Source organism: Thauera humireducens (assembly GCF_001051995.2).
Taxonomy (GTDB): domain Bacteria; phylum Pseudomonadota; class Gammaproteobacteria; order Burkholderiales; family Rhodocyclaceae; genus Thauera; species Thauera humireducens.
Genome location: NZ_CP014646.1, coordinates 2,743,393 through 2,769,685 on the forward strand (window position 1 = coordinate 2,743,393; position 26,293 = coordinate 2,769,685).

General features: G+C 68.2%; 24 protein-coding genes. 14 read left to right on the forward strand and 10 right to left on the reverse strand.

Translation table 11 applies throughout. From position 1 onward, the window contains the following. The first annotated feature begins 365 nt into the window (after positions 1-365). The 5 genes from AC731_RS12885 to AC731_RS12905 all read left to right on the forward strand — a co-directional run bounded on the left by AC731_RS12885 (position 366) and on the right by AC731_RS12905 (position 3,351). The gene (locus AC731_RS12885) at positions 366-842 is read left to right on the forward strand and encodes a hypothetical protein (RefSeq protein WP_237266534.1); all 477 of its coding nucleotides are present in this window, start codon (positions 366-368) and stop codon (positions 840-842) included. Next, on the forward strand, positions 842-1,690 hold the full coding sequence (locus tag AC731_RS12890; protein ID WP_048706631.1) for a hypothetical protein: 849 nt from the start codon (positions 842-844) through the stop codon (positions 1,688-1,690). Before AC731_RS12885 ends, AC731_RS12890 begins: the two co-directional genes overlap by 1 nt. A 77-nt stretch (positions 1,691-1,767) precedes the next feature. Beyond that, entirely contained in the window at positions 1,768-2,022 is a 255-nt protein-coding gene (locus AC731_RS12895) for a type II toxin-antitoxin system Phd/YefM family antitoxin (protein WP_048706634.1), read from the forward strand. Then, positions 2,022-2,429: a type II toxin-antitoxin system VapC family toxin gene (locus AC731_RS12900; protein ID WP_048706635.1), complete on the forward strand. Its 408-nt coding sequence runs from the start codon at positions 2,022-2,024 to the stop codon at positions 2,427-2,429. Before AC731_RS12895 ends, AC731_RS12900 begins: the two co-directional genes overlap by 1 nt. 19 nt (positions 2,430-2,448) lie before the next feature. Next, positions 2,449-3,351: an ABC transporter ATP-binding protein gene (locus AC731_RS12905; protein WP_048706636.1), complete on the forward strand. Its 903-nt coding sequence runs from the start codon at positions 2,449-2,451 to the stop codon at positions 3,349-3,351. On the opposite strand, the gene AC731_RS12910 is transcribed toward AC731_RS12905, so the two are convergent. From AC731_RS12910 to AC731_RS12935, 6 genes are all read right to left on the reverse strand, one after another. Next, positions 3,348-3,926, reverse strand: coding sequence for a Uma2 family endonuclease (locus AC731_RS12910; RefSeq protein ID WP_048706638.1), 579 nt, complete (start codon positions 3,924-3,926; stop codon positions 3,348-3,350). The genes AC731_RS12905 and AC731_RS12910 overlap by 4 nt on opposite strands. Before the next feature lie 127 nt (positions 3,927-4,053). Beyond that, the gene (gene mobB, locus AC731_RS12915; protein WP_048706640.1) at positions 4,054-4,545 is read right to left on the reverse strand and encodes a molybdopterin-guanine dinucleotide biosynthesis protein B; all 492 of its coding nucleotides are present in this window, start codon (positions 4,543-4,545) and stop codon (positions 4,054-4,056) included. Next, positions 4,542-6,653: a sensor histidine kinase gene (locus AC731_RS12920; RefSeq protein WP_048706643.1), complete on the reverse strand. Its 2,112-nt coding sequence runs from the start codon at positions 6,651-6,653 to the stop codon at positions 4,542-4,544. Before AC731_RS12920 ends, mobB begins: the two co-directional genes overlap by 4 nt. Positions 6,654-6,690: 37 nt before the next feature. Further along, the gene (locus AC731_RS12925; RefSeq protein WP_048706644.1) at positions 6,691-8,109 is read right to left on the reverse strand and encodes a sigma-54-dependent transcriptional regulator; all 1,419 of its coding nucleotides are present in this window, start codon (positions 8,107-8,109) and stop codon (positions 6,691-6,693) included. Between the two features lie 24 nt (positions 8,110-8,133). Then, a complete protein-coding gene (locus AC731_RS12930) occupies positions 8,134-8,544 on the reverse strand; it encodes a CopD family protein (protein ID WP_004291552.1) in 411 nt (136 codons plus the stop codon). 87 nt (positions 8,545-8,631) lie between these two features. Then, positions 8,632-9,510 (reverse strand): SDR family oxidoreductase, encoded by an 879-nt coding sequence (locus AC731_RS12935; protein WP_048706647.1) that lies wholly within the window; start codon positions 9,508-9,510, stop codon positions 8,632-8,634. Between the two features lie 21 nt (positions 9,511-9,531). On the opposite strand from AC731_RS12935, the gene AC731_RS12940 reads away from it, so the two are divergent. From AC731_RS12940 to AC731_RS12955, 4 genes are all read left to right on the forward strand, one after another. Further along, the gene (locus tag AC731_RS12940) at positions 9,532-10,554 is read left to right on the forward strand and encodes a CDP-6-deoxy-delta-3,4-glucoseen reductase (protein ID WP_048706649.1); all 1,023 of its coding nucleotides are present in this window, start codon (positions 9,532-9,534) and stop codon (positions 10,552-10,554) included. 36 nt (positions 10,555-10,590) lie between these two features. After that, entirely contained in the window at positions 10,591-11,727 is a 1,137-nt protein-coding gene (locus tag AC731_RS12945) for an EAL and HDOD domain-containing protein (protein ID WP_048706652.1), read from the forward strand. A 96-nt stretch (positions 11,728-11,823) separates the two neighbouring features. Continuing rightward, positions 11,824-13,800, forward strand: a complete 1,977-nt coding sequence (locus AC731_RS12950; RefSeq protein ID WP_048706654.1) for an ATP-binding protein — start codon at positions 11,824-11,826, stop codon at positions 13,798-13,800. 52 nt (positions 13,801-13,852) lie between these two features. Next, the gene (locus tag AC731_RS12955) at positions 13,853-16,021 is read left to right on the forward strand and encodes an EAL domain-containing response regulator (protein WP_004291543.1); all 2,169 of its coding nucleotides are present in this window, start codon (positions 13,853-13,855) and stop codon (positions 16,019-16,021) included. Positions 16,022-16,111: 90 nt separating this feature from the next. Here the strand turns inward: AC731_RS12955 and AC731_RS12960 are convergent, their stop codons facing one another. The 3 genes from AC731_RS12960 to AC731_RS12970 all read right to left on the reverse strand — a co-directional run bounded on the left by AC731_RS12960 (position 16,112) and on the right by AC731_RS12970 (position 18,925). Continuing rightward, positions 16,112-16,420: a c-type cytochrome gene (locus AC731_RS12960; RefSeq protein ID WP_048706658.1), complete on the reverse strand. Its 309-nt coding sequence runs from the start codon at positions 16,418-16,420 to the stop codon at positions 16,112-16,114. Positions 16,421-16,580: 160 nt separating this feature from the next. After that, entirely contained in the window at positions 16,581-17,426 is an 846-nt protein-coding gene (queF, locus tag AC731_RS12965) for an NADPH-dependent 7-cyano-7-deazaguanine reductase QueF (RefSeq protein WP_048706660.1), read from the reverse strand. After that, positions 17,423-18,925 (reverse strand): cobyric acid synthase, encoded by a 1,503-nt coding sequence (locus AC731_RS12970; RefSeq protein ID WP_048706663.1) that lies wholly within the window; start codon positions 18,923-18,925, stop codon positions 17,423-17,425. Before AC731_RS12970 ends, queF begins: the two co-directional genes overlap by 4 nt. Positions 18,926-19,098: 173 nt before the next feature. On the opposite strand from AC731_RS12970, the gene cbiB reads away from it, so the two are divergent. The 4 genes from cbiB (at position 19,099) to AC731_RS12990 (ending at position 23,201) form a co-directional block, all read left to right on the forward strand. Beyond that, a complete protein-coding gene (gene cbiB / locus AC731_RS12975) occupies positions 19,099-20,043 on the forward strand; it encodes an adenosylcobinamide-phosphate synthase CbiB (protein WP_048706666.1) in 945 nt (314 codons plus the stop codon). Then, positions 20,036-21,088: a threonine-phosphate decarboxylase CobD gene (gene cobD / locus AC731_RS12980; protein WP_048706669.1), complete on the forward strand. Its 1,053-nt coding sequence runs from the start codon at positions 20,036-20,038 to the stop codon at positions 21,086-21,088. Before cbiB ends, cobD begins: the two co-directional genes overlap by 8 nt. Further along, a complete protein-coding gene (locus AC731_RS12985; protein ID WP_205626595.1) occupies positions 21,085-22,023 on the forward strand; it encodes a cobalamin-binding protein in 939 nt (312 codons plus the stop codon). Before cobD ends, AC731_RS12985 begins: the two co-directional genes overlap by 4 nt. Positions 22,024-22,142: 119 nt before the next feature. Continuing rightward, complete coding sequence (locus tag AC731_RS12990; RefSeq protein ID WP_048706671.1) at positions 22,143-23,201, forward strand: MBL fold metallo-hydrolase; 1,059 nt, start codon at positions 22,143-22,145, stop codon at positions 23,199-23,201. A 13-nt stretch (positions 23,202-23,214) separates the two neighbouring features. Here AC731_RS12990 and AC731_RS12995 read toward each other — a convergent pair whose 3' ends face one another. Next, positions 23,215-24,363 carry a M48 family metallopeptidase gene (locus AC731_RS12995; RefSeq protein WP_048706673.1) on the reverse strand — a complete coding sequence of 383 codons (1,149 nt, stop codon included), beginning with the start codon at positions 24,361-24,363 and terminating at the stop codon, positions 23,215-23,217. 288 nt (positions 24,364-24,651) lie between these two features. On the opposite strand from AC731_RS12995, the gene AC731_RS13000 reads away from it, so the two are divergent. Next, positions 24,652-26,196 carry a DEAD/DEAH box helicase gene (locus AC731_RS13000; protein ID WP_048706676.1) on the forward strand — a complete coding sequence of 515 codons (1,545 nt, stop codon included), beginning with the start codon at positions 24,652-24,654 and terminating at the stop codon, positions 26,194-26,196. The last annotated feature ends 97 nt before the right edge of the window (positions 26,197-26,293 follow it).

Sequence of the window (26,293 nt, forward strand, 5' to 3'; positions counted from 1 at the left end):
TGTAGCGGCCAAATAGGCAATTGAGCCACATGATGCACCTCTATCAGCACACTCAACTCGCTTTTAAAGTTATTTCTAGGACTCGCTTTCACGCCTTAGTCGCTGTAATTTCAATCGGCCTCTTCGCCGCTACTATCCTCTCTGCACAATTCAGTGGGCGTCAAGCATGCTCTGTAGCACTAGATACTGGACTATCCGTTATTAGACTTGTACTTCCGCTATTTGGCGTACTTCTTCTCCAGGAACTTCTCGCCCGAGAGTTTGACCGCAAACTTTACCTCACTTCACTCACTTACCCCCGCCCTCGCCATCAGTTCCTGCTTGGCCGCATTGGTGCTCTTGTCGTCTTTCTGCTAAGTCTGCTAATGCTCCTGGCTGGCCTGCTTGCAGCGGTGACCGCCTGGATCGGCCATAGCTACACCCAAGCCACGCCGCCCGGCCTTGGCCTGCCCTACGTCGTCACCATCGCCTTCATCGCACTCGACCTGCTCGTCGTGCTCGCCATCGGCACTCTGATCGCCGTCACCACCACCACCCCCAGTTTCGTGCTCATCGGCACCCTCGGCTTCATGCTGGTTGCACGCTCGTATTCAGCCATCGTCGCGCTACTGACGCGCGACACCACGCTAGTTGGGAACTCCGACACCTACCAGTCTTCCCTCAGCCTGCTCGGCTATCTGCTACCCGACCTGGCTGCGCTCGATGTGCGCATGATTTCGCTCTACGGCCAGTGGCAGTTCCTGCCCGACGACTGGCCGCTGCGCGTGGTCTCCACGCTGGCCTATGCCGCAGCTTTGTTCGCACTGTCGGTGTGGGCGCTGAACCGCAAAAAGTTCTCCTGATGAAGGCGCGCAATGCAGTGCCGCTCGTCATTGCAGCACTGGGATTCGGCCTTTTCGCCGCGATCTGGGCCATGCGTTCGCCTGCCAGCGCCGAGCCGCCGCCCGAAGTATTCGACCGTGTCGTCGTCTCCGCCCCGGTGCAACTGCTGCTCACCGGCGGTGACCGCTTTCTGGCCGCCAACATCGAATCCATCCGCGCCGTTGCGACCACCAGCGACAACCCCGAAGCGGCCGAAGCCAACGCCTCCTTCGCCATCCGTGCGCGTCGCGTGGTCGCGCAGTTGAACCCCTGCCACGAAGACAACTACTACCAGGGCAACGCCCTGCTGACCTGGGGCGGGGCGGTGGCCGAAGGCAACGACTTGCTCAAGCGCGCCACCGAGTGCCGCACCTGGGACGAGATCCCGCCCTTCTTCTACGGCTTCAACCAGTATTTCTTCCTGCACGACGTCGAAGGTGCTCGCGCCTCGCTGGAGATTGCCGCCGAACGCGCCACCGACAACGCCGCCGGCTTCCGCAAGTTCGCCATCATGCTCGCAGCAGGCGAACTGAAGGACGACAGCGCCGCACTCGATTTCCTGCAGCAGGAGCGCACCCAAACCAGCGACCCCAAGCTGCAGGGCATGCTCGACAAGCGCATCGCCCGCCTGCAAGGCCTCATCACCCTGCGCGCTGCCCAGCAACGCTACGAAGCCCGCTTCGGCCAGCCCCTGACCAACCCGCGGGCGCTGATCGACAGCGGCGAACTTGAGGCCTTCCCCAACGACCCGCTGCGCATCGGCTACGAATTCGCCGATGGCCGGTTCCGGCTGAAGGAACTGAAGATCGCCGGGCTGGAGCGGCCATAGCCGGAAGCCGGGTTCGCTTTCTTTTCCAAGTCGTGCCGCCTAGAATATAGCTAGCCATATTAAAAATTGGGTTAGCCATGAAAACCGTTCCCGTTTTCGAAGCCAAGAACCGCTTCTCCGAACTGCTCGCCAGTGTGGAGCGGGGAGAGGAGGTTGCGATTACCCGGCGTGGCGTTGCTGTTGCACGGCTCGTGGTCATGGACAGCCATGCGGAGGCAGAGGATCAGCGCCGGCAGAACGTTCGTGAGACGTTTGCCGAACTGCGCAAGCTACGCGAGGCGATCGAACTGGAGGGCGATCTGAAGCAACTGGCAAGGGAAGGGCTGGCCTGATGGCTTTCATCATCGACAGCTCGGTCGTATGCGGCTGGTTCATCGCGAACCAGGCCACACCCTACGCCGAAGCCATTGCCCAGCGACTCGAGACGGAACGTGCAGTCGCCCCCACCCTGCTACAACTCGAGTACACCAACGTGCTTCGCACTGCCTGCAAACACGGTCGCGTCGTTGCGCAGGCCGCACGCGAAGTGGTCGACCGCATCCAGGCGCTACCGATCGAGTTCGACGCGCAGTCGCCTGCACCCAGCACGGTGCTGTCGCTGGCGCTGCGCTTCGACCTGACGACCTATGACGCAAGCTATCTCGAACTCGCACTACGTGAACAGCTACCGATCGCCACCCAGGACGAAGCACTGGCCGAAGCCGCCTGGGCTGCGGGCGTTGGCGTGGTGAAGATGTGAGAACAGGAACGACATTCCGATGACCCCCGCCCTCGAATTCCACTCCGTCAGCAAGATCTTCCGCTCCCGCGGCAAGACCGTACAGGCGCTGCGCAACGTCAGCTTCGATGTCACCGAAGGCGAGGTGTTCGGCTTCGTCGGCCCCAATGGCGCGGGCAAGTCGACCACGATCAAGGTGATGCTGGACGTCATCAACGACTACGAGGGCGAGGTGAAGCTGTATGGCGTGTCGGCGCGCGAGGCGGAGTCGCGCAAGGGCATCGCCTACGTGCCCGAATCGCCCGCGCTGTACGAGCAGTTCACCCCGCTCGAGATCCTGCGCATGGCGCTGGACATGTACGGCATCCGCCGGCCGGATGCCGACGCCTGGTGCATGCAGTGGCTGGAACGCTTCTCGGTGGCGCAGAACGCCAAACGCCGCATCCGCGAGCTGTCCAAGGGCAACGCGCAACGCGTGGCGCTGGCCCATGCGCTGGTCGTCAGCCCTCGCCTGCTGGTGCTGGACGAGCCGCTGTCGGGCCTGGACCCGGTGGGGCGCAAGGACGTGGTCGACATCCTGGCCGAATACAAGCGCGAGGGCGGCGCGATCTTCTTCACCTCGCACGTGCTGCACGACGTGGAGCGCATCGCCGACCGCTTCGGCTTCATCCATCAGGGTGAACTGTTGACCACCCGCTCGCCGCGCGACCTGGTGAGCGAGCGCGCCGACCGCTTCATCGTGCGCTACCAGGCCAGCACCCCGCTGGACGGCGAACACGCGGCGATCCGCGAAGGCGAATACGAACAGGAACTCGACGAAGCCGCCCTGCCGGCTTTCCTGACGCGGCTTCAGGCCGAAGCCGGCCGGCTGGTGACGGTGAAGCCGGCGGTGTCGCTGGAGACGGTGTTCTTCAAGATTCTGGAAGGGCAGAAGCCGGCTTAGGCGTAATCGCCCTCGACGCCCTCGAACACTTCGGCAACCGCGCAGCGGAAGTCGACGCTGGTCAGTTCAAGTTCTTCATCGAGCGCGAAGGGATACAGCACCCAGTGCCCGGTGGCATCGCGGCGGAAGACCTCGATACGGCGCTGCTCGATGGAGACCAGCACATATTCCTGCAGCGACGCCAAGGTGCGATAGGCAGCGAACTTGTTACCACGGTCATAGGCCTCGGTGCTCGGCGACAGCACCTCGACGACCAGCACCGGATGATGCTTGACGTGGCTTGCCTCGGGCGTGCGATCGCGCGGGTCGCAGGTGACGAGGATGTCCGGATAGAAGAAGCTGTTGGCGGCCTCGACATGGACCTTCATGTCGGCGATGAAGGGCTTGCAGGGCTTTCCCCGCAAGGCGACTTTCAGGCCGGCAGCCAGGTTCAAGGCTGCAGTCCCATGCGCGTCAGACGCGCCACTCATCGCGAAGACCTCGCCGTCCATGTACTCGTTGCGGATCGGCTGATCTTGCTCCCATGCCAGATAGTCGTCGGGCCCGAAGGCTTCTTTGGGTTGCGGCAGGCTCATGCTGTGTCCTCGCAGCGCATCAGGGTTTCCGAATCGAGCATAGCGCCCGATCTCGCGCGGGGCAATGTCGCGCGCGCCGCGGTAAGTGCAAGCCTCATTGGTCAACCACCAGCCCCGAACCTGTAATTCACAGGGCCAGATACCCCACCACGAAATCCGCCACCGCCTCTGGATCGTTGATGTCCAGCGTGGGCAGGGTGGTGGGCACCTCGGTGTCCGTCGCCACTGCGACGATGCGGCCATCCTCCGGGAACAGCAGCGCTTCGGTCACCACGGCGCGATGGACCTCGATCTTAGGGATTTCGGCGCGCTTGAAACCTTCGACGAGCACCACGTCACACGGGCCGAGCTGATCGAGCAGTTCGTCGAGCGTGGCCTCGGGCTCGCCGCGCAGTTCTCGCGTGAGCGACCAGCGCTGATCGGAGCTGATCATGACCTCGCGGCAGCCGGCCTGACGGTGGCGCCAGGAGTCCTTGCCGGCGTGGTCGATGTCGAAGCTGTGGTGTGCGTGCTTCACCAGCGAGACCACGTAGCTGCGCGCCGTCAGCACGCCGATGACCTGTTCGACCAGTGTCGTCTTGCCACTGCCGGACCAGCCGGCAAAACCCATCACTTTCATGTTGCGTGTGCGTCCGTTGAGTCGTCGGCGCCCCGGCCGTCCGGGGCGGTGTCGTTGCGATAGACCGGTTCGGCCAGCAGGCTGACGGTGAAGGTCGCACCGAGGCCGGGGGCACTTTCGACCTCGATGCGGCCGCCGTAGCGCTCGACCAGCGTGTGGCTGATCGACAGGCCCAGCCCGGTGCCCTGCCGCTTCTTGGTGGTGAAGAAGGGGTCGAAGATGCGCGCCAGGTCCTCGCCGCGGATGCCGCTGCCGGTATCGCGCACGGTAATGCGCACGCCGCGGGCGTCCGTCGCCGGGTCGCGGTCGGCCGTCTCGAGCGTGAGGGTACCGCCCCCGGGCATGGCCTGCACGGCATTGACGATGAGGTTGATGAGCACCTGCTGCAGTTCCTGCAGGTTGATCTGCACCCGCTCGCGCGCCAGTAATTGCTGCACCACCTTCACCTCGGCGCGCGCGAGGTGCTGGCGCGTCAGCACCAGGCAATCGGCCACGGCGGCATTGACGTCCACCGCCTCGACGTAGCCGGCGAACTCGCCCGGCCGGGCAAACTGCAGCAGCTTGGTGACGATGACGCGAATGCGGTTGACCTGCTCGTGGATCAGCCGCATTTCGTTGGCGACCGGCTGTGCCGCAGCGCCGAGTTCCTCGCGCATCAGGTCCAGGTTGCCTTGGATGACGGCGGTGGGGTTGCTGATCTCGTGCGCGACGCCGGCCGTCAGCTCGCCGATGGCGGCGAGCTTCTCGCGCATCACCAGCTGACGTTGCGCGGCGCGCAATTCCGCGTTGGCGGCGGCGAGGTCGGCGGTGCGCTCGGCCACCTTGCGGTCGAGCGAGGCGTTGAGCGACTGCAGCTCGGCACGCTGCGCGGCCTGGCTGTCGAGCAGGCGGTCGAACTCGGTCGCCAGCCGCCCGAGTTCGTCGCGGCTGTCGATGCGGCCGACGCGCGCCGTGGCGTCGCCCGCCTCGATGCTGCCGATGGTGGCGTGCATGCGCTCGATCGGGCGGAAGACGCTGCGCGCCCAGTGCAGCGTCCACAAGGCACCAAGCCCGCTGATGATCAGCGAGATCGTCGCCACCACCGCCAGCGCCACGTACTTCGCGACGCGATAGGGGGCTTCCTGGAAGCCGACGTAGAGCATGCCGACGCGTTCGCCGAGGCTGTCGACCACCGGCTCGTAGCCGGAGACATACCAGTCATTGACCACGAAGGCGGTTTCCAGCCAGGTGCGGCCGTCGCGCAACACGTGGTCGCGCACGACCTGCGAGGCGCGCGTGCCGAGCGCACGCTCGCCCTCGAACAGGCGCACGTTGGTGGCGATGCGCGCATCGCCGAGGAACAGCGTGGCCGTGCCCTTGCCGCCCAGCGGCAGCGTGCCCTCGCGATAGACGATGGCGTTGATATTGTCGACGAAATCGAGGTTGCCGTTGAGCAGCACGCCGCCCTCGAGCACCGCGACCAGGTTGCCGCGGGCATCGCGCACCGGCGCAGCGGCATGGATGACCATGCCGCGCTCCTCGACCCGGCGCCCGTCCTGCACCGCGCGCGGCGTGTCGATCAGCGTCAGGCGGGCGCGCTCGCGCAGGGCGGGCGACAGGGCACCGAGCTCATCCGCGGAGAACAGGTCGATGACGCTGTCGCTACCCGAGCGGATCGCCTGCGCCACCACCGGCCACCCCATGCGGTCGCTGCCCGGGGCGAGGTTGCCGGAAGACTGCAGCACACGGCCGCTGACATCGAGCAGGTTGAGGAAATCGAGGGCGTGCTCGGCGCGGCGCGCCTTCAGCACCGCGTCGAGCATCTCGAGTTGCAGTGCCAGCGCCAGTTCGTGCGAATTCGCCAGCCCGGTCACGCGCATGCCCACGTTGTCGATGACACGCTCGAAATAGCCGTGCGCGGTCGACATGTCGCTGCCGACCTTGGACACCATCAGGCGGTGGTAGTAGGTCTCGCCCCAGTACCAGGTCAGCCCCATGATGATCGGGAAGCCGAGCATCAGCGGCGCCAGCACCAGGAACAGCAGCTTGGCGCGCACCGACGCGCGCAGCGCGGCAAGCGGGTTGCGCCAGCTGAGTGGCGAGAGCGCGGGGGGACGGGGCGGAGTCATCGGCTGCGCGGCATGCAGGAACCGGGAGGCCGCGCCCTCAGGCGCGGCGCTCCAGCGCGTCGGCGACGGCAGCCTCGCTCCACTCGGCGAACTTGCGCTCGAGTGTCTTGCGCGATACGCCGAGCCGGCGTGCAGCCTCGGTCTTGTTGCCGCCACAGGCCTCGGTGACGCGCTCGATGTGACGGCGCTCGACCTCGGCCAGGCTCAGCCCCAGCTCGTCGGCCGGGAGCGGCGCCACGTCGGCGCCGGACACCGGCTCGGACGGGAAGCTGCCGAGGATCATCGAGCGCTCGACGTAGTTGCGCAACTCGCGCACGTTGCCGGGCCAGGGGTAGGCGGCCAGCCGGCTCACCACTTCATGCGACAGCGGCAGGGGCGCGACGCCCAGCTGCACCGACAGTTGCTGCATGAAGTGGCGCATCAGGTCCGGGATGTCCTCGCGCCGTTCGCGCAGCGGCGGCATGCGGATATCCACGACCGCGAGGCGGTAGTACAGGTCCTGGCGGAAACGGCCGGCCCTCACCTCCGCCGCGAGATCGCGGTTGGAGGCGGCGATGATGCGCACATCCACCGGCACCTCGCGCTCGGATCCGACCGGGCGCAGCCTGCGCTCTTCCAGCACGCGCAGCAGCCGCGTCTGCATCGCCAGCGGCAGGTCACTGATCTCGTCGAGGAACAGCGTGCCACCGTGGGCGTAGTAGAACAGGCCGTTGCGGGTCTCGGTGGCGCCGGTGAAGGCGCCCTTCACGTGGCCGAACAGCTCGCTTTCGATCAGCTCGGACGAGATCGCCGCGCAGTTCAGCGGCACGAAGGGGCGCTGGGCGCGCGGGCTGGTCTGGTGCAGCGCACGCGCCACGACCTCCTTGCCGGTGCCCGATTCGCCCAGCAGCAGCACGGTGCTGGGCATCTGTCCGACGCGCCGCACGAGGCCGCGCAACTGTTCGATCGCCGGCGAGTGACCGACCAGGCCGATGGGGTCGGCCGCGAGGCCAGCCAGTTCGCGCCGCAGCACGAAGTTCTCGCGTGCCAGGCGGGCGCGCTCGAAGCAGCGCTTGATCGAATTGAGGATCTGGTCGACGCGGAAGGGCTTGAGGATGAAGTCGGACGCGCCGCCACGCAGCGCATCGATGGCAGTCTCCATGTCGGCGAAGGCGGTGACCAGGATGACGTCGCCGGTATAGCCGTGCTCGCGCAGTTCGTGCAGCCACTCGATGCCCGACTTGCCCGGCAGCGCGATGTCGAGGATCAGCAGATCGAAATGCAGCCGCGCCATCAGCTCGGCGGCATGCTCGGCGTCGGCCGCGGCCTGCACCATGCCGCAACGCCGGGCGAGCGTGCGCTCGAGGAAGTTGCGCATGCCCTCCTCGTCATCGACCACCAGCACCGAATGGGCCTGCCAGTTGTACTCGGCCAGATCCACCGGTCTTTCCATGCCCGTTGCCGTCTGCTGCGGCATGTCGTCTCCTCCGCGGACCATGGATCAGAAGGGTTTCAGCACGACGAGGAAGACCACCACGGCCAGCACGATCACCGGCACTTCGTTGAACACACGGAACCACACATGGCTGCGGGTGTTGCGCCCGGCCGCAAAGTCGCGCAGCAATCGGCCGCAATAGAGGTGATAACCGATCAGGAAGATGACCAGCAGGGTCTTGGCATGCAGCCAGCCACCGGCGAAGCCGTAGCCGAACCACAGCCAGAAGCCGAACACCACGGCCAGGATGCCGAGCGGAGTCATGAAGCGATAGAGCTTCATTTCCATCATCGCAAGGCGCTCGCGTGTGGCGGCGTCCTCGACCATGGCGTGGTTGACGAACAGGCGCGGCAGGTAGAAAAGGCCGGCGAACCAGCTCACGACGAAGATGATGTGAAGGGCCTTGAGGGTCAGCATGTCGATAGGAAAACGCTCTGAATGTCGGTCGGAGGATGGAGGGATACGAGGGCCGCGCAGCGTGCCGAAGCACGACGGCCCGCGGGTTCAGCCATTGCGGCGCACTGCGTCGCGCAGTCCGTCGGCAATCGTCGGATAGCCCAGTCCGGCGCACAGTTCCCGCTTGAGGCGACGATTGTCCAGCCGGCGGGATTCGCTCATGAAGGACAGCGTCAGCGGCGACAGGCGCTGCGCGATCTCGCCGCGGGGCAGCCGCGGCGGACGCGGCAGGCCGAAGGCATCGGCCACGGCGTCGAAGTAGTCGCCCATCTTCAGGTCGGAATCGTCGGTGGCGTTGTACACCCGCCCCGCCGGCGCGCGAAACAGGGCCAGGCAGGCGAGCCGCGCCAGATCCTCGGCATGGATGTGGTTGGTGAACACGTCGTCGTCGTCGGTCAGCACCGGATCGCCCCGCTGCAGGCGGTCGAGCGGCAGGCGGTCGGCGGCATAGATGCCCGGCGCACGCAGGATGGCGACGCGCACGCCGCTGCGGCGGCCGAAATCGCGCAGGCGACGCTCGGCATCGACACGACGCTGCGCACGCGCGGTACTGGCGCGGCAGGCCCGCGTCTCGTCGACCAGCGCGCCGCCGCAGTCGCCGTAAACCCCTGTCGTGCTTATGTATATCAGGCCCTGTGGTAGACTCCGGCCGGCTCCGAGCGCCGCCAGAAGCCGCGCCATGCGGGGATCTCCGGCCCCTTGCGAGGGCGGTGGCGCCAAGTGCAGCACGGCGTCTGCCAGCCCCGCCAGCCGCATCAGGCTGCGACGGTCGTCGAGGTCGGCCCGCACCGGCACCGCACCGGCGGCACGCAGGTCCGCAGCGGCCTCGGGACGGCGCACCAGCGCGAACACGCGGAAGCGGCGCGTCAGCCAGGGCAGGCAGCGGATGGCAACGTCGCCACTGCCGACGATCAGAATTCTTTTCATTTTGTAATTATCACACGCACCATGACCTACCGGATTTCCCTCCAGCCCGGCGGCCACGAATTCGACGCTGCTCCCGACCAGACCGTGCTCGAGGCCGCGCTCGGCGCCGGCCTGTTACTGCCGCACAGCTGTCGCGACGGCGCCTGCGGGGCCTGCAAGGGCAAGGTCCTGACCGGATCGGTGGAGTACGGCAAGTATTCCGCCGGGGCGCTGAGCGACGCCGACCGCGCCGAGGGCTATGCGCTGTTCTGCTGTGCCAAGCCGTTGTCCGACCTGGTCGTGGAGGCGCGCAACGTCACCCGCGCCGGCGACATCCCGGTCAAGAAGCTGCCCTGCCGCGTACAGAAGCTGCAGCGTCTGGCCGACGACGTGATGCTGATCGACCTCAAGCTGCCCGCCAGCGAGAACTTCCAGTTCCGCGCCGGCCAGTACATCGACATCCTGCTCGCCGACGGCCAGCGCCGCAGCTTCTCGATCGCCAACGCACCGCACGACGGCGGCCATATCGAGCTGCATGTACGCCGCATCGACGGCGGCAGGTTCACCGCCCACGTGTTCGAGGCGATGAAGGAAAAGGACATCCTGCGTTTCGAAGGTCCGCACGGCAGCTTCTGGCTGCGCGAGGATTCGGCGCGCCCGATCGTGATGGTCGCGGGCGGCACCGGCTTTGCGCCAATCAAGGGCATCGTCGAGCACGCCATCGCGATCGGCCTGAAGCGCCCGATCACCCTCTACTGGGGGGCACGCGACCGCGCCGGCCTGTATCTGGACGATCTGGCGCGCAGCTGGGAAGCCACGCTGCCCGGCTTCCGCTACATCCCGGTGCTGTCGGACGCGCCTGGGGCCCCCGACTGGGCAGGGCGTCGCGGCCTGGTTCATCAGGCGGCGCTCGACGACTTCGCCGATCTGTCGGGCCACGAGGTCTATGCCTGTGGTGCGCCGGCCATGATCGACGCTGCACGTACGGACTTCTGCGGCCAGCGCGGCCTGCCGGGCGACGCCTTCTTCGCCGACGCCTTCACCTTCGCCCCGCCCACGAACTGATCTGACGCGTCACCCGCCGCCGACTCCGGAGCCTCCATGAGCCAGACCACCCTGCTGACCCGCGAACCCGTGGTGAACAAGAATCGCGCGATCACCGCCAACCGCCTGATCGCGCATGGTCCCAACGTGGCTGCGGTCGTCGAGACGCTGAACGCGCTCGGCGACGTCTGGCCGACCCACCATCCGGTGTTCGTGAGCCTGGGCCGCCTGGTACCGACGCTGGAGCTGATGGACTGGAAGATCCCGGACAACACGACGATCGAGATCCCGGCCCAGACCCTGGCCCACCCGCAGACCCAGGCGCTGATGCCCCGGCTGCGCGACAGCGGGGTGCCGATGAACCTGACCTGGTTTGCCGCCGGCACCGCCCTGCCGCCCGACATCGACTGGCGCTTCGCGATCCTCGACGTGCGTCGCGGCATGGCGCCCGCGGGTGCGCCCGGCCTGAAGCTGGCCTGGGGCCTGCCCGATGTCAATGCCTTCCGCCAGGCGGTGGGCGCGGGCTTCGACGGCGCCTCGGGCTGGTTCTTCCTGCACGGCAACCCGCCAGCCAAGGAACTGTCGCCCGGCCACGCGCAGATCGTCCGCCTGCTCAACCTGGTGCGCAACAACGCCGAGATCCGCGACATCGAGAACGTGCTCAAGCAGGACGTGGCGCTGTCGTACAAGCTGCTGCGCTACATCAACTCGGCCGGCTTCGGCCTGATGTGCGAGATCCAGTCCTTCCGCCACGCGGTCAGCATCCTCGGCTACAACGCGCTCAACAAGTGGCTGTCGCTGCTGCTGGTGACGGCCAGCCGCGACCCGAGCGCGCCATCGATGATGCAGACCGCGATCGCCCGCGGCCGCTTCATGGAAGAGGTCGGCACCAGCTACTTCGATGCCTCGGAACGCGACAACCTGTTCATCACCGGCGCCTTCTCGCTGCTGCACCTGCTGCTCGGCACCTCGATGCAGGCCGTGCTCGACGAGATGAACCTGCCCGCCAGCGTGACCGATGCGCTGGTGCATGGCGAAGGCGAGTTCGCCCCCTTCCTGCGCCTGGCGCAGCACTGCGAGGCCTTCGACGGCGCCGGCTTGAACAAGGCGGCCGAAGCGCTGCACCTGCCCTTCGATCGCATCAACCGCGCCCTGCTGACGGGGCTCGCCTTCGCCGACAGCCTGCAGGCGTGATGTCCGGCGCGGCGTCCACCGCAAACTGCATCACGCCACGCGCGCGCCCGGCCGTCTAGAATCGGTCATCCAGTACGACTAGCGGCCGTCGCCCTCATGCATCCTGCCGTCCCCAGCCACTTCGAGCTTCAGCCACGCGCAGACGGCGCCGCGACGATCCTGCGCCTGCTGTCGGCCAGTTCGCCGAACTGGCCCGAGGTCGCGCTGGTGGTCGCGCGCGATCCGGCACTGAGCCTGGCGCTGCTGGTCGCGCAGCCACTGGCCGAGGGCGAACTGGCGGACGGACTCAACACCGTGTTGCGTCGCCGCCTCGAACGCATCGGCAGCGACCTGCTCCGCGCCTGGCTGCTGGGACTCGGCAGCCGCGCCAGTGCAATCGGCGCCGCGCCCGACCACGCGCTGCTGCGGGCCGAATGCGCGCTCCACCTGGCGATGGAAACCGGCTACGCCCGGCCCGACGAGGCCTATCTTGCCGGCCTGTGGCGCGGATTCGGCACCGGCGCACGCGGCCGAAGCGGCACCTCGGCTGACAGGCGAACGACGCGCCCCCTGGCAGATCTCGTGCGTGACTGCGGCTTGCCCGCCAGCCTTGGCGATGCGCTCGAGCTGGGCACGGCCATGGAAGAGCAACTACTGGGCGCGCATCCGCTGCTGCGCCTGAGCGTTGCCGCGGAACGCCTCGCCGACGACGACTGGCAGGCGCGACTCGGCGAGATTGCGCGTTTGTGCGGACTGGCCGAACCGACGCTGACCAGCCTGCGCACCGACATCGGCTACATCGTATCCGGCCATGCGGCCTACCCGCCGCCCGCCACGGGCAGCACGGCGCTCGAGGCCCGGCCGCCGGCCAGCCTCGCCGACGATCCCTATCGCAGCGCCGGCATGCTGGGCCTGCTGACCGCCGCCTTCGTCGACCTCGAGCGTGAGGAGATCGAGGATCGGCTGGCCATCGCCTGCCCCCTGTTCGGCCTGCCTGCGGCGCCGGTGCTGCTGTCGGCAGATGGCGCCGGGCGGCTGGCGCCGATGCTGCGCATGCCGCCCGGCTCACCCACCGGATTGATCGAGGAACTGCACCTGCGCCTGGACGACGAAACAAGCGTCATCGCGCTGTGCGCACGCAGCGAACAGGTCACCGTGTTCGCGCCACAGGGCGGGCGCCCCGGCCGCAGCCTGGCCGACTGGCAGGTCGCCCGCTGGCTGGGCGGGCGCGGTTTCTGCTGCCTGCCGCTGACCGCCAATGGCCATCCTTCGGTCGCGCTCATCGCCATCGAGCAGGACGACGAGCTGAGCAGCGAACTGCAGTGGCGCTACGCGGCCCTGCTGGGGGCGGCCGTCCGCGCCCTGCGCGCTGCCCTGCGCCAGCAGCACGCGCTCGCCGATCGCGAGGCGATGCTCCAGCAACGCTTCCGCGAGCATGTGCGCAAGATCGCCCACGAAGCCACCAACCCGCTGACGGTGCTCAAGAGCCGCCTCGAGATGCTCGGACTCGAACGTCCGCAGGACGCGCCGCTGCAAAACGAGATGGTGCTGCTCAACACCGAGCTCGACCGCATCGACAACCTGCTGCGCAGCGCCGGCGACCTGCCGGTCGAGGCCGTCGAGCCTGCCCGCTGCCGCGTGCCCGAGCTGCTGCTGGACCTGCGCTCGATCTACGGCGACGCGCTCTTCAACCAGCACGGCATCCAGCTCGAACTGCGCGCCGCAAAAGGCGTGCCGATCGCCGCCATTCCGCCATCGGCGCTGAAGCAGGTGCTGCTCAACCTGTTCCGCAACGCCTCCGAAGCGCTGCTGCCCGGCCAGCGCCTGGTGGTGTCGGTGTCGTCGCAGGTCTCGGTCGACGGCAGATCCTGCGTCGAGATCCGCCTTGTGGACAACGGTCCCGGCCTGCCCGCCGACCGCATGGCTGACCTCTTCTCGCCCCGCCCGAGCAGCAAGGGCGGCGGACACCAGGGCGTGGGCCTGTCGATCGTGCGCGAAATCCTGTCGCGGTGGAACGCGACCATCCTGTGCCGCAGCCAGCCGGGCAGCGGCACCAGTTTCCAGGTTTTCCTGCCGCTGGAACATTCCCTCTGAGTGTTGCATCATGCTCGTTGCGAATAATCCTCCTGACGAGCGCTGACGCCACATGTCGATTCCGGGCGATCAACCCTTCCGGCCCCCGCGAGACGCAGGCGCCAGCGAAGCCGTGTTCCGCATCCTGATCGTCGATGACGATCCGGCGCTGCGGCGTACTTTCCCGCACGTCCTGGCTCATGCCGGTCGCACGTTCGACGAGACCGGCAGCATCGCCGAGGCCATCTCGCAGCTCGAGCACCAGCACTACGACCTCGTGCTTCTCGATTACCGGCTGCCGGACGCCACCGGCCTGGCGCTGCTCGACTGGCTGGTCGAACACCGCCGCGACGAGGCCGTGATCATCATCAGCGGCGAGGACGCCATCGACGCCGCCATCGGCGCACTGCGCCGCGGCGCCGACGACTACGTGCGCAAGCCCTACCATGTCGCCCAGCTTCAGCGTGCTGTCGACAGTGCCCTGCACAAGGCCGCGCTCGAGAAGGCCAACCGCGCCATGAGCCAGCGCCTGAAGGCCTCGGAACGCCTGCACCGCTACCTGGTGGAAAGTTCGCCCGACCTGATCTTCACGCTCGATGCCGAAGGCCGCTTCAGTTACATCAACCCACGCGTGAAAGCCCTGCTCGGCTACGAGCGCAACAGCCTCATGCGGCGTCCCTTCACCACACTGGTGATGCCGGAGGATGTCGAGCGCATCTGCACCCTGCTGGCACAGCCGAGTGCCCTGCCCGGCGAGAGCTTCAACGTCGAACTGCGGCTGCGCCGCAATCGCGGCGCAGCCCACGAGGACGACAGCGTGACCGTCTCGCTTACCGGCATCCCGATGCAGGCGCAGGGCGCCGATCCACGCAAGGCAGGTCTCTATGGCGTGGCGCGCGACATCTCCGAGCGCAAGCGTGCCGAGGAGATCATCTCGTTCCAGGCCTATCACGACCAGCTCACGCACCTGCCCAACCGCGTGCTGTTCAAGGACCGGCTCGAACTCGCCATCGCCCAGGCCCAACGCCGCACCGGGGCGCTGGCCGTGATGTTCGTCGACATCGACCGCTTCAAGCTCGTCAACGACACCTACGGCCACGCCGAAGGCGACACCCTGTTGCGCGCCATCGCCGCGAGGCTGTCTGCCACGCTGCGACGCGGCGACACGCTGGCGCGACTCGGGGGCGATGAATTCACCGTACTGCTGCCCGACATCAACACGCCGGAAGACGCCGAAGTCATCGCCGCCAAGATCCTCGACGCCCTGGCTGCGCCGATCATGCTGAGCCAGGGTGAGTACCGCGCCACGGTCAGCGTCGGCATCTCGCTGTTCCCGCGCGACGGCGCCACCGCCGAGGATCTGACACGGCATGCCGATATCGCGATGTATCAGGTCAAGCGCTCGGGCAAGAACGCGTTCCGCTTCTTCGACCCGGCACTGAACACGCATCACCGCGAACGCATCACGCTCGAGAACGACCTCCGCGACGCCCTCGGCCGCGCCGAATTCGAACTGCACTACCAGCCCCAGGTCAGCCTCGCCCAGCGCCGGATCGTCGGCCTCGAGGCCCTGCTGCGCTGGAACCACCCGGTGCTCGGCAGCCTCGGGCCGGCCGGTTTCATCCAGGTGGCCGAGGAACTCGGCCTGATCGGCGAGATCAGCACATGGGTGCTGGAGCAGGCCTGCGCACAGCTGGCGCAGTGGCGCCACGAAGGCCATGACCAACTGCGCATGTCGGTGAACCTGTCGCCTTTCGATTTCGACAAGCGCGACATCGTCAGCTCGGTCACCGAATGCCTCGAACGGCACGACCTACCCGCCGGGCAGATCGAGCTGGAGATCACCGAAAGCATGATGATGAACGACTCGGCCGGCGTCGCCGCCAAGGTGCGCGCGCTGCGTGCGGCCGGCGTCAGCGTGGCGATCGACGACTTCGGCACCGGCTACTCGGCGCTGGCCTACCTGCAGAAATTTCCCGTCAGCACGCTGAAGATCGACCGCAGCTTCGTGCGCGACCTCGAAGGTCCGATGACCAACCCGATCATTTCCGCGATCACCGGCATTGCGCGCGGTTTCGATCTCGACATCGTCGCCGAAGGCGTCGAGCAGGCGGAACAGGCCGAGGCGCTGCAAATGCTGGGCTGCGACATCATGCAGGGCTACTACTTCGCCCGCCCAGCACCCGCCGCCGAGGTGCGTTCGTGGCTGCAGCAACCGTCCATGGTGTTCCCGCTGCATTGAGTCGGGTCCGAACGGCTCGACATACAAAAAAGGCCGACACTGTGTCGGCCTTTCTGTTTCGGGCCCGTCATGCGGGCCCGGTGCGCGAAATCACTTCTGCGCCAGGATCCACTCGACCAGCGTCTTGGCGTCGGCGTCGTTGACCTGCGGGTTGGGAGGCATCGGGATCTGGCCCCAGGCGCCAACGCCACCCTTCTGCACCTTGGTCGCCAGCTTGGCGACGGCGTCGGCCTGGCCGGCGTACTTGGCAGCGACGTCCTTGTAGGCCGGGCCGACCAGCTTCTTGTCCACCGCGTGACAGGCCATGCAGTTCTTGGCCTTGGCGAGGTCCGCACTGGCGAAAGCCGGAGCGCTCGAGAGAAGACCCGCGGCAACCGCGGCTGCGACGAACAGTTTCATATTCCTTTCCTCGTTGATGTGATGGCCCGCTTGAGGCAGGTCCGATGGTAAACCAGAGGCCCGCATTTTCCCACTTGCGAACACGATCGGAAACACCTTTTTCGATCGAAAAATGGTGAAAAAAGTCATGGGCTTAACACAAGTCAAAAACGCGCGTCGATCACTGCCGGATCTCCATGCGCTCGTCCGCCAGCAGCCCCGGACGGCTCGCCCGGAAGGGGTTGATGTCGAGTCCGCCGCGCCGGGTGTAGCGCGCCCACACCGCAAGCTCACGCGGCCGGCAGCGCGCAAGCACGTCGCAGAACACACGCTCGACGCATTGCTCATGGAACTCGTTGTGCTCGCGGAAGGACACGATGTAGCGCAGCAGGCCCTCACGCGCGATGGCAGGCCCGGAGTAGCGCACCACCAGCATGCCCCAGTCGGGCTGGCCGGTAACCAGGCAGTTGGACTTGAGCAGGTGCGAATACAGCGTCTCGCTGACCTCCGTCCCTCCCGCTGTCAGCAGTTCGGGCGCGGGCTGGTAGGTATCGATGGCGATGTCGAGCGTGTCGAGGCAGACGCCGTCCGGGTAGCCGAAGGCACGCTGCGGGCGCAGGGCGAGCGGCTCGACCTCGACCCCCACCTCGGCACCTGCCGCTGCCGACAGGTCGCGCGCGATCGTCGCCTGCACTTCGGCCGCATCGGCGCAACGCTGCTGGTTGAAGGCGTTCAGGTAGAGCTTCAGCGACTTCGACTCGATCAGCCGCGGCGAGGACGCCGGCACCCGGAAGCGCGCCAGCGCCACGACCGGCTTGCCGCGCGGATCGAGCCAGGAGAGCTCGTAGGCGTTCCACAGGTCCTCGCCGACGAAGGGCAACGCCTCGGGTTTCAGGCCCAACTCGTCGCGCTTGAGCTGGCGCTCGATCGGGAACAGCAGTTCGGGCGCGTAGGTGTCGCGGTAGGCGACCGGCTTGCCGAGCGGGGAGGTTTCGGCGCCGTGCAGGCGCGGGGTGTCGGTGCTCATCGGGACGATTTCGCGGGCAGGAGGTTGTCGAACAGAGCGTCGAGATCGCAATAGGTTTCAACCGCGTCGGCCAGGCGGTCGAGATCGGCCTCGCGGCGGGCAGCGAGATCGACCCGGTGGGCGTTCTTCAGCCCGGCCCAGTCCAGCAGGGCAGCCAGCGCGTCGGGCGAATCGAACAGACCATGCAGGTAGGTGCCGAGGATCTGGCCATCGTCGGACACGGCGCCGTCAGCCCGCAGGCCCTCGCCCGACGCCAGCCACAGCGCCGGGCGCTGCAGCGCCGCGCCGCGCGACACGCCCATGTGGATCTCGTAGCCGGCCACGACCGCAGCTTCGCCGCCGAGCGCAGCATCGAGATGGCCGGTCGCATTGACGAGCTGTTTCTCGGCCTCGAGCACCGTCTCCATGTCGAGCCAGCCGAGGCCGCCACGCGCGCCCGGCGCGCCCTCGAGTCCGAGCGGGTCGGCCAGGCTGCGGCCGAGCATCTGGAAGCCGCCGCAGATGCCGACGAGCTTGCCGCCGTAGCGCAGGTGGCGGCGGATCGCCGCCTCCCAGCCCTGCGCGCGCAGCCAGGCCAGATCCGCCTGCACGCTCTTCGAGCCCGGCAGCACGATCAGGTCGGCTGGCGGAATCGGCTGGCCCGGCCCGACCCAGCGGAAATCGACCTGCGGATGCAGGCGCAGCGCATCGAGGTCGGTATGGTTGGAGACGCGCGGGTACACCGGCGCCACCACGCGCAGCGCGCCCTCGCCCGCCTTCACGTCGGCCGCGCCGTCGGCCAGCGCGTCCTCGGCATCCAGGAACAGGCCGTGCAGGTAGGGCAGCACGCCGAACACCTTGCGCCCGGTGCGCGCCTCCAGCCAGTCTAGGCCCGACTGCAGCAGACCGATGTCGCCGCGGAAGCGGTTGATGACGAAGCCCTTCACCCGCACCTGCTCGGAGGGTGACAGCAACTCGAGCGTGCCGACCAGATGGGCGAACACGCCGCCGCGGTCGATGTCCGCCACCAGCACCACCGGCACGTCGGCCGCTTCGGCGAAGCCCATGTTGGCGATGTCGCGGTCACGCAGGTTGATCTCGGCCGGGCTGCCCGCGCCTTCGACCAGTACCGCCTCGTACTGCGCGCACAGGCGATCCCAGCTCTGCATCACCGCCGCCATCGCGGTGGGTTTGTAGGCGTGGTAGTCGCGTGCCGACAGGCTGGCGATGGCGCGGCCGTGGATAATGACCTGGGCGCCGATGTCGCTCGAGGGCTTGAGCAGCACCGGGTTGAAGTCAGTGTGGGGCTCGACGCCGGCGGCAAGCGCCTGCAGCGCCTGGGCACGGCCGATCTCGCCGCCATCGACGGTCACGGCCGAGTTCAGCGCCATGTTCTGCGGCTTGAATGGCGCCACGCGCAAACCTCGGCGGCGCAGCGCACGCGCAAGGCCGGCGACCAGCGTGCTCTTGCCGGCATCGGAGGTGGTGCCCTGCACCATCAGGGTGATCGGAGGAGACATGGCGTAGAATCCGGGGTCCTCGGTTTGGGGGACGGATTATCGCCGATCGCGCGGCCGTAAGCGCGAACGCTGGAGACAGGCAGGCGCGCGAACCGGTCCAACGGTGGCACCCCACGCCCGCGCCGCCTTCGCGGCAGTGCAGCATCGCGTTTCGATTTCGACTCCTCCCGTTCATGTCCTTTGCCCTGATCCTCGTCGCCAAGTTCGCCGCCGGCCTGCTCGCCGACCGCCTGTTCGGCGAGGTGCGCCGCTTCCATCCGCTCGTCGGCTTCGGTCGCTGGGCGCGCGCCGTCGAAGACGCCGTGCGCCGCATCGTCGGCGAGCACCGCCTCGCCGGCCTGCTGGCGTGGGCGCTCGCGGTGCTGCCGTGGGTGGCGCTGGCGCTGATCGCGAGGGCAGCGCATCCGCTGGCGCACTGGCCGGTGGATATCGCCCTGCTGTACTTCAGCCTCGGCGGCCGCAGCCTGGCGGAGCACGCCGAGGCGGTCGCCGCGCCGTTGGCCGCGGGCAATCTCGCAGCGGCGCGGGAACGCGTGGGCTGGATCGTCAGCCGCGACACGCGCGAACTCGATCCTGCGGGTGTCGCCCGCGCCGGCACCGAATCGGTGCTGGAGAACGGCAACGACGCGGTGTTCGGCGCCCTGTTCTGGTTCCTGCTCGGCGGTGGTGCTGGCGTGCTGCTGTTCCGGCTGGCGAACACCCTGGACGCGATGTGGGGCTACCGCACGCCGCGCTACCTGCGCTTCGGCTGGGCGGCCGCGCACATCGACGACGTGCTCAACGCCCTGCCCGCGCGCCTGACCGCGCTGACCTACGCCCTGCTCGGCAACACCCGTCGTGCGCTCGCCTGCTGGCGTGTGCAGGCGCCGGCCTGGGACAGCCCCAACGCCGGCCCAGTCATGGCGGCTGGCGCCGGCGCCCTCGGCGTGGCACTGGGCGGTGGTGCGATCTACCACGGCCAGTGGGAGGAGCGCCCGCCGCTGGGCGAAGGCCCAGCACCGGATGCCGGCTCGCTCCGCGCCGCCATCGCGCTGGTGCGTCGCGGCACGCTGCTGTGGCTGGCCGTCGCCACCGGCCTTGCGCTGATCCTGCACTTCACGGGGCTAGCCCATGCTTGAGCACGGCGGCCGCCTGCGTCGCGCGGCGCAACGCTACGGCATTCCACTGGACGACTGGCTCGACCTGTCGACCGGCATCAATCCGCATGCCTACCCTGCGCCGGCTATCCCGGCGTCGGCCTGGCACCGCCTCCCGGAAGAGGACGACGGTCTGGAGGCCGCCGCCGGCGCCTATTACGGCAGCACTGCGCTACTGCCCGTCGCCGGCTCGCAACCTGCAATCCAGTGCCTGCCCTCGGTGTTGCCCGGCGCACGTGTCAGTCTGCTGGCGCCGAGCTATGCGGAGCATGCCCATGCCTGGCGCGAGCGCCGGCCTCGCTTCTTCACCGCCCACATCCACGCGGCGGAAGCTGCGGTGGACCACAGCGACATCGTCGTGCTGGTGCAGCCCAACAACCCGACCGGCGCCCATTTCGAGCGCGCCCGGCTGCTCGACTGGCACGCCCGGCTCGCTGCCCGCGGTGGCTGGCTGGTGGTGGACGAAGCCTTCATCGACGACACGCCGGCGGCCAGCCTGGTCCCGCTCGCGGGCGCCGACGGGCTGGTGGTGCTGCGCTCGCTGGGCAAGTTCTTCGGCCTCGCCGGCGCGCGGGTCGGCTTCGTCTTCGGCCCCGAGGCCGTGCGCACGCGGCTGGAGGAACGGCTGGGTCCATGGACGATCGGCGGTCCGGCACGGCATGTGGCGCGCGTGGCCCTGAACGACACGGTCTGGCAGGCCGCCATGCGCGAGCGGCTAGCCAGTGAGGGCGAGCGCCTCACGCAGGTGCTGAGCGCTGCCGGACTCGGTGCTGCCACCGGACCCTCGCTATTCAAATGGGTGCAGCGTGCCGACGCCGCACAGTTGCACGACGCACTGGCGCGGCGCGGCATCCTCGTCCGCCTGTTCGAGCAGCCCGCTGCGCTGCGCTTCGGCCTGCCAGCGGGCGAAGCCGGCTGGACACGGCTGGAGCAGGCCCTGGCGGAATGCCTCGGGGCACCGCGAGACACGGGCTGGCAAGGCGTGCGACACCCGCCCCCGACAACCGCAACGGACTCCACGCAATGAACCGACCCTCACACCGCCCCGGCATCGCCCGCAGCTTCGTCTTTTTCACCCTCTGCGTCGCGGCCGCCCTGTCACAACCAGCGCACGCCGCCATCGACCTCACCGACGACGCCGGCAACACCGTGCGGCTCGAGACGCCGGCCAAGCGCATCGTCAGCCTCGCGCCGCACATCACCGAGTTGCTCTTCGCCGCCGGCGCGGGCCCGGCGGTCGTCGGCGTGGTGGCCTACAGCGACTACCCGCCCGAGGCGACGGCGCTGCCCCAGGTGGGCGGCTACACGAAGGTGGATCTCGAGGCGGTTGCCGCCCTGCGCCCCGACCTCGTCGTCGCCTGGCGCAGCGGCAACCGCGATACCCACCTCGACCGCCTGCGCGCACTGGGTATCCCGGTATTCATCAACGAGCCGCGCAGTCTGGACGACGTCGCCCGCAGCCTCGAACAGATCGGCCAGCTGGCGGGAACCGACGGCGTGGCGAACGAGGCTGCGCAGACGTTCCGCGCGCGTCATGCGGCCCTGGCCACGCGCTACCGCGAGCGCCCGGCGGTGCGCACCTTCTACCAGATCTGGGACCGGCCGCTGATGACCGTCAACGACGAACACCTGATCGCCGACGTCATCCGCCTGTGCGGCGGACGCAACGTCTTCGGCGAGCTCGGTACGCTGGCACCGACCGTTGGCGTGGAAGCGGTGCTGGCGGCCAACCCGGAGGCCATCGTCGCCAGCGGCATGGGCGTCGCCCGCCCGGAATGGCTGGATCAGTGGAAGCGCTGGCCGGACCTCAGGGCCAATGCCGGCGGCAACCTGTTCTTCATCCCGCCCGACATCCTGCAGCGCCACACGCCGCGCATCCTCGACGGCGCCACCCAGTTGTGCGAGCAACTCGAGACGGTGCGCGTGCGCCGCGGCGATGCGCCCGCACCGGCCGTGCAGTAGGACGACGCCCGCTGCCACACTCCGCAAGCCGGATGCAGCCCGTCGGCGGACGGGCCCGGCACGATTGATCAGTTTTCGTTAATATTCTGCGCACTCGCTCCACACTGCAGGAGATTGCGATGCGCACCCCCTCCCCGCCCTCCAACCCGCACCCCGCCGCGGCCACCGTCTCGCGCAGGCGCTTCCTGCAGATGGGGCTTGCCGGCGCGGCCGGCGTCGGCCTGGCTGCGAACTGGGCCGATCTGTCGGCCTTCGCCGCCGACCTGCACGACTTCATCCGCGGCCCGGCCGTGCCCGACATCGCGCCCCAGCGCCTGTCCGAGCACGTGTGGATGATCTGGTCCAAGGACGGTTTCCCCACCCCCGAAAACCAGGGGATGATGAGCAACATCACCTTCGTCGTGACGCAGAAGGGCGTGGTGATGCTGGACCCCGGCGGCTCGGTGCAGATCGGCGAGATGGCGCTGCGCATGATCCGCACGGTCACCGACAAGCCGGTGGTGGCGATCTTCAACTCCCACTACCACGGTGACCACTGGCTCGCGAACCATGCCTTCGAGGACGCCTTCGGCAAGGACCTGCCGATCTACGCCCATCCGGTGACGAAGAAGGAGATCGAAGGCGTGCAGGGCAGCATGTGGCACAGCCTGATGGAACGGTGGACCAACCAGGCCACGGCCGGCACGCGCATCGTCGCCCCCAACCACACCGTGGAGCACGGCGCCACCTTCGACTACGGGGACGTCACGCTGCGCATCCATCATTACGGCGTCGCCCACACGCCCGGCGACATCTGCATCGAAGTCGTGCAGGACGCGCTCACCCACGTCGGCGACATCGCCATGGACCGTCGCATCGCCAACATGGACGACGGTTCCTACGTGGGCACCTTCCGCTTCTACGACGCGCTGGAGAAGAACGCCCCGTCGAAGATCTGGGTGCCGGGACACGGCCATGCCAGCGCCGAGGTGCTGAAGTGGAACCGCGCGTTGTTCGAAGGCATTTACGAGAACTGCGTGAAGGCCGTCGAGGACGGACGCGACATGGCCAGCGCGCGCGCAGCCGTGCTGAAGGATCCACGCGTCGCGGGCAAGGCGGCGGACACTGCCGGCTTCGACGCGAACATCGGCAAGTACGTCAGCCTCGCCTATCTCGAAGCCGAGAAGGAAGCCTTCTGAGCGCCGGCGGGACTCAGTCCTCGCGCACCATCTCGTAGCGCGCACGGCTGCGTCGCTGCCGGCGGTTCTCGCTTGCGGCATGCCACCAGGCGCAGTCGAACACCCACGCCAGGCTCGGCAGCAGCGGTGCCAGATAGCGGTCCGCAGCCGACACGGCTTCGCCTTCCGGCACGCGGCAGCGCAGTCCAAGCGCGCTGAGGCGCTGATGCAGCGAAGGATGGAGGGCGAAGCGTTCGCCGCCGGCCTCTTCCAGTGCGACCGCATGCTCGGACACCGTGCGCGTGAAGCCGGCCTCCACACCAAGCGCAAGATCGCGATAAGGCCGCAGCCGCGGACGGCGGCGCCGGGCGCCGTGCGCATCGACCTGGGGCCAGAAATCGCGTTCGAGGAAGCGCGCCTTGAGCCCCACCTCGACGAGCGCATCGCCCATCAGGCCGCGACCGACGAGACTTGCCGCCAGCGCGTCGGCCTCGAACTCCTCGATCCGGGCGAGGCGGAGCATCGCGATGCAGTAGCGCTGCGTCATCCGCTCGAGCGGGACTTCCAGCCAGGGGAAGCGATCTGCGGCGCGGTCGACCGTGCGCATCCACCATGCCCGCAGATGCGCTCCGACGCCGCCCCAGCCCAGTCGCTGCGCGGACAGATGGGCCAGTTCATGCGCCAGAACCGCACCGAACTGCGCCGGCGACAGGCTGTGAGCCAGCGGAAGTCCGATCATCAGGCAAGTCTGTAGCGGCCCGACGCAGCCCCAACGCGGCCGCTGCGCGACGTGGGCGTTCATGTGGTCGGTGACGAACACCTGGCGCACCGGCTCGATCCCGAGGCGCACCGCCGTGTTGTCGAGCAGGGCGAACAGATCCTCGGCCGCGCGGCGCGGCAGGCGAATGCCCTCGGCCCGAGGCGGCGCACTCAGCAATATCCCGGCGAGCCCCCCGCTCGCGAGCCCCGCCAGCACGGCCAGCAGGCTCCACATGCCGGCGAAGATGGGTAGGCCCGCATTGATTGCGGCCCAGCTGCTGCCCAGCGCGTGCAGGGTCAAGGTCGCGCTGGCGAGCGTGAGCACGCAGAGCAGGCCCAGACCGGCCGCGGCACCGAAGGTCAGGCGCCGGGCGAGTTTCGATCGCAGCGCGAAGAGCCTTCGGGGACGGACGGAGCGGGCCATGGTGACGCCTCATCAGCGAATTTGTAACTATACGTCAGTTAATGCAGCAGCCAACACAGGGCGCCGCCCGCGACGCCCCACCCCGAGCGGCATGCCATCGCGCGCTGCATTGCACAAAATGCTCGCTTCCCCCTTCGCAAGCCTCTATAGTGCCGGTTCGCCGCGAATTGACCGATCGATCGCGGCAGTTCCCCCAACGATCCGGCTGGCATCCTGCCGCGGATCTCTCCCGCCAGTCCGGATTGGTGTCGCCACGAAGCGCGACGGCCTGGCGCTGGAAACCACTGAATGAATTCCGAAGTCACTTTCGTCAGCCTCGGGCTGGCCGAACCCATCCTGCGTGCCATCGGCGAAGCCGGTTACACCCACCCCACCCCCATTCAGGCGCAGGCCATCCCGCAGGTGCTCGCGGGCGGCGACCTGCTTGCCGCGGCCCAGACCGGCACCGGCAAGACCGCCGGCTTCACGCTGCCGCTGCTGCACATCCTGTCGCAAACTCATGCTCACCCGCATCCGCCGGGCCGTCCGCGCTGCCTGATCCTCACCCCGACGCGCGAGCTCGCCGCCCAGGTCGAGGAGTCGGTACAGACCTACGGCAAGCATCTGCCACTGAACTCGCTGGTGATGTTCGGCGGTGTCAACATCAACCCGCAGATCAGCGCGCTGAAGAAGCGCGTCGACATCCTCGTCGCCACCCCCGGCCGCCTGCTCGACCACGTCGGCCAGCGCACCCTGGACCTCTCCGGCGTCGAGATCCTGGTGCTGGACGAAGCCGACCGCATGCTCGACATGGGCTTCATCCGCGACATCCGCAAGGTGCTCGCCCTGCTGCCGAAAAAGCGCCAGAACCTGCTGTTCTCGGCGACCTTCTCCGACGAGATCCGCGAACTCGCCCACGGCCTGCTGCACAACCCGGGCACGGTCGAAGTGGCGCCGCGCAACACCACCGCCGAACGCGTCGACCAGGCCGTCTACATGGTCGGCCAGAAGCACAAGCGCGAACTGCTCGCCCACCTGATCAAGGAAAAGCAGTGGTTCCAGGCGCTGGTGTTCACCCGCACCAAGCACGGCGCCAACAAGCTGGCCGAGTACCTCAGCAAGCACGACATCCCGGCGGCGGCGATTCACGGCAACAAGAGCCAGGCGGCACGTACGCGCGCGCTGTCCCAGTTCAAGGACGGCTCGCTGCCGGTGCTGGTCGCGACCGACATCGCCGCGCGCGGCCTGGACATCGACCAGTTGCCGCAGGTGGTGAACTTCGAGCTGCCCAACGTGCCCGAAGACTACGTGCACCGCATCGGCCGTACCGGTCGCGCCGGGGCCGCAGGCAACGCGATCTCGCTGGTCGACAGCGAGGAAGCCAAGCTGCTGACCGCCATCGAGCGCCTGATCAAGCGCCGCATCGACCGCGTCGTGGCCGAGGACTTCGTGCCCAGCGCCGGCGCCGAAGCCGCGCACGATGCCGACCACCAGCGCGAACCCCTGCCGCGTCGCGGCGGCGGTCGCGCAGGCCAGGGCCGACCGAGTGAGCGGCCCGCGAACGGCGGACGCAACGCTGGCACCGGCAAGCCCGGCGGCCGCGCACCCCAACGCCCGCGCGGCGAGGCGGACGGCAATCGCGCCCCCGCGCAGCCCCAGCGCCGTGAGGTGGACGGCAACCGCATGTCGCCGTCCCGCCCCGAAGTCGATGGCAACCGTGGTGCGCAGCAGCGTCGCCCGGAAGCGGACGGCAACCGCCGCCCCGCCGCCAGCCACGCACCCCAGGGCCGTGACCGCCGCCCGGCGCCGCGCGCCGCGCTGTTCTCGGCCAAGCCGGGAGACGGCAACCGCTGACCCGGCCCGGCCCTTGCCCTGCTCAGCCGGGGCAAGGGCGTCATGCCGTACCTTGTCGATAGCCCCGCCCCGCGAACCACGGCGAGGGCGGCAACCG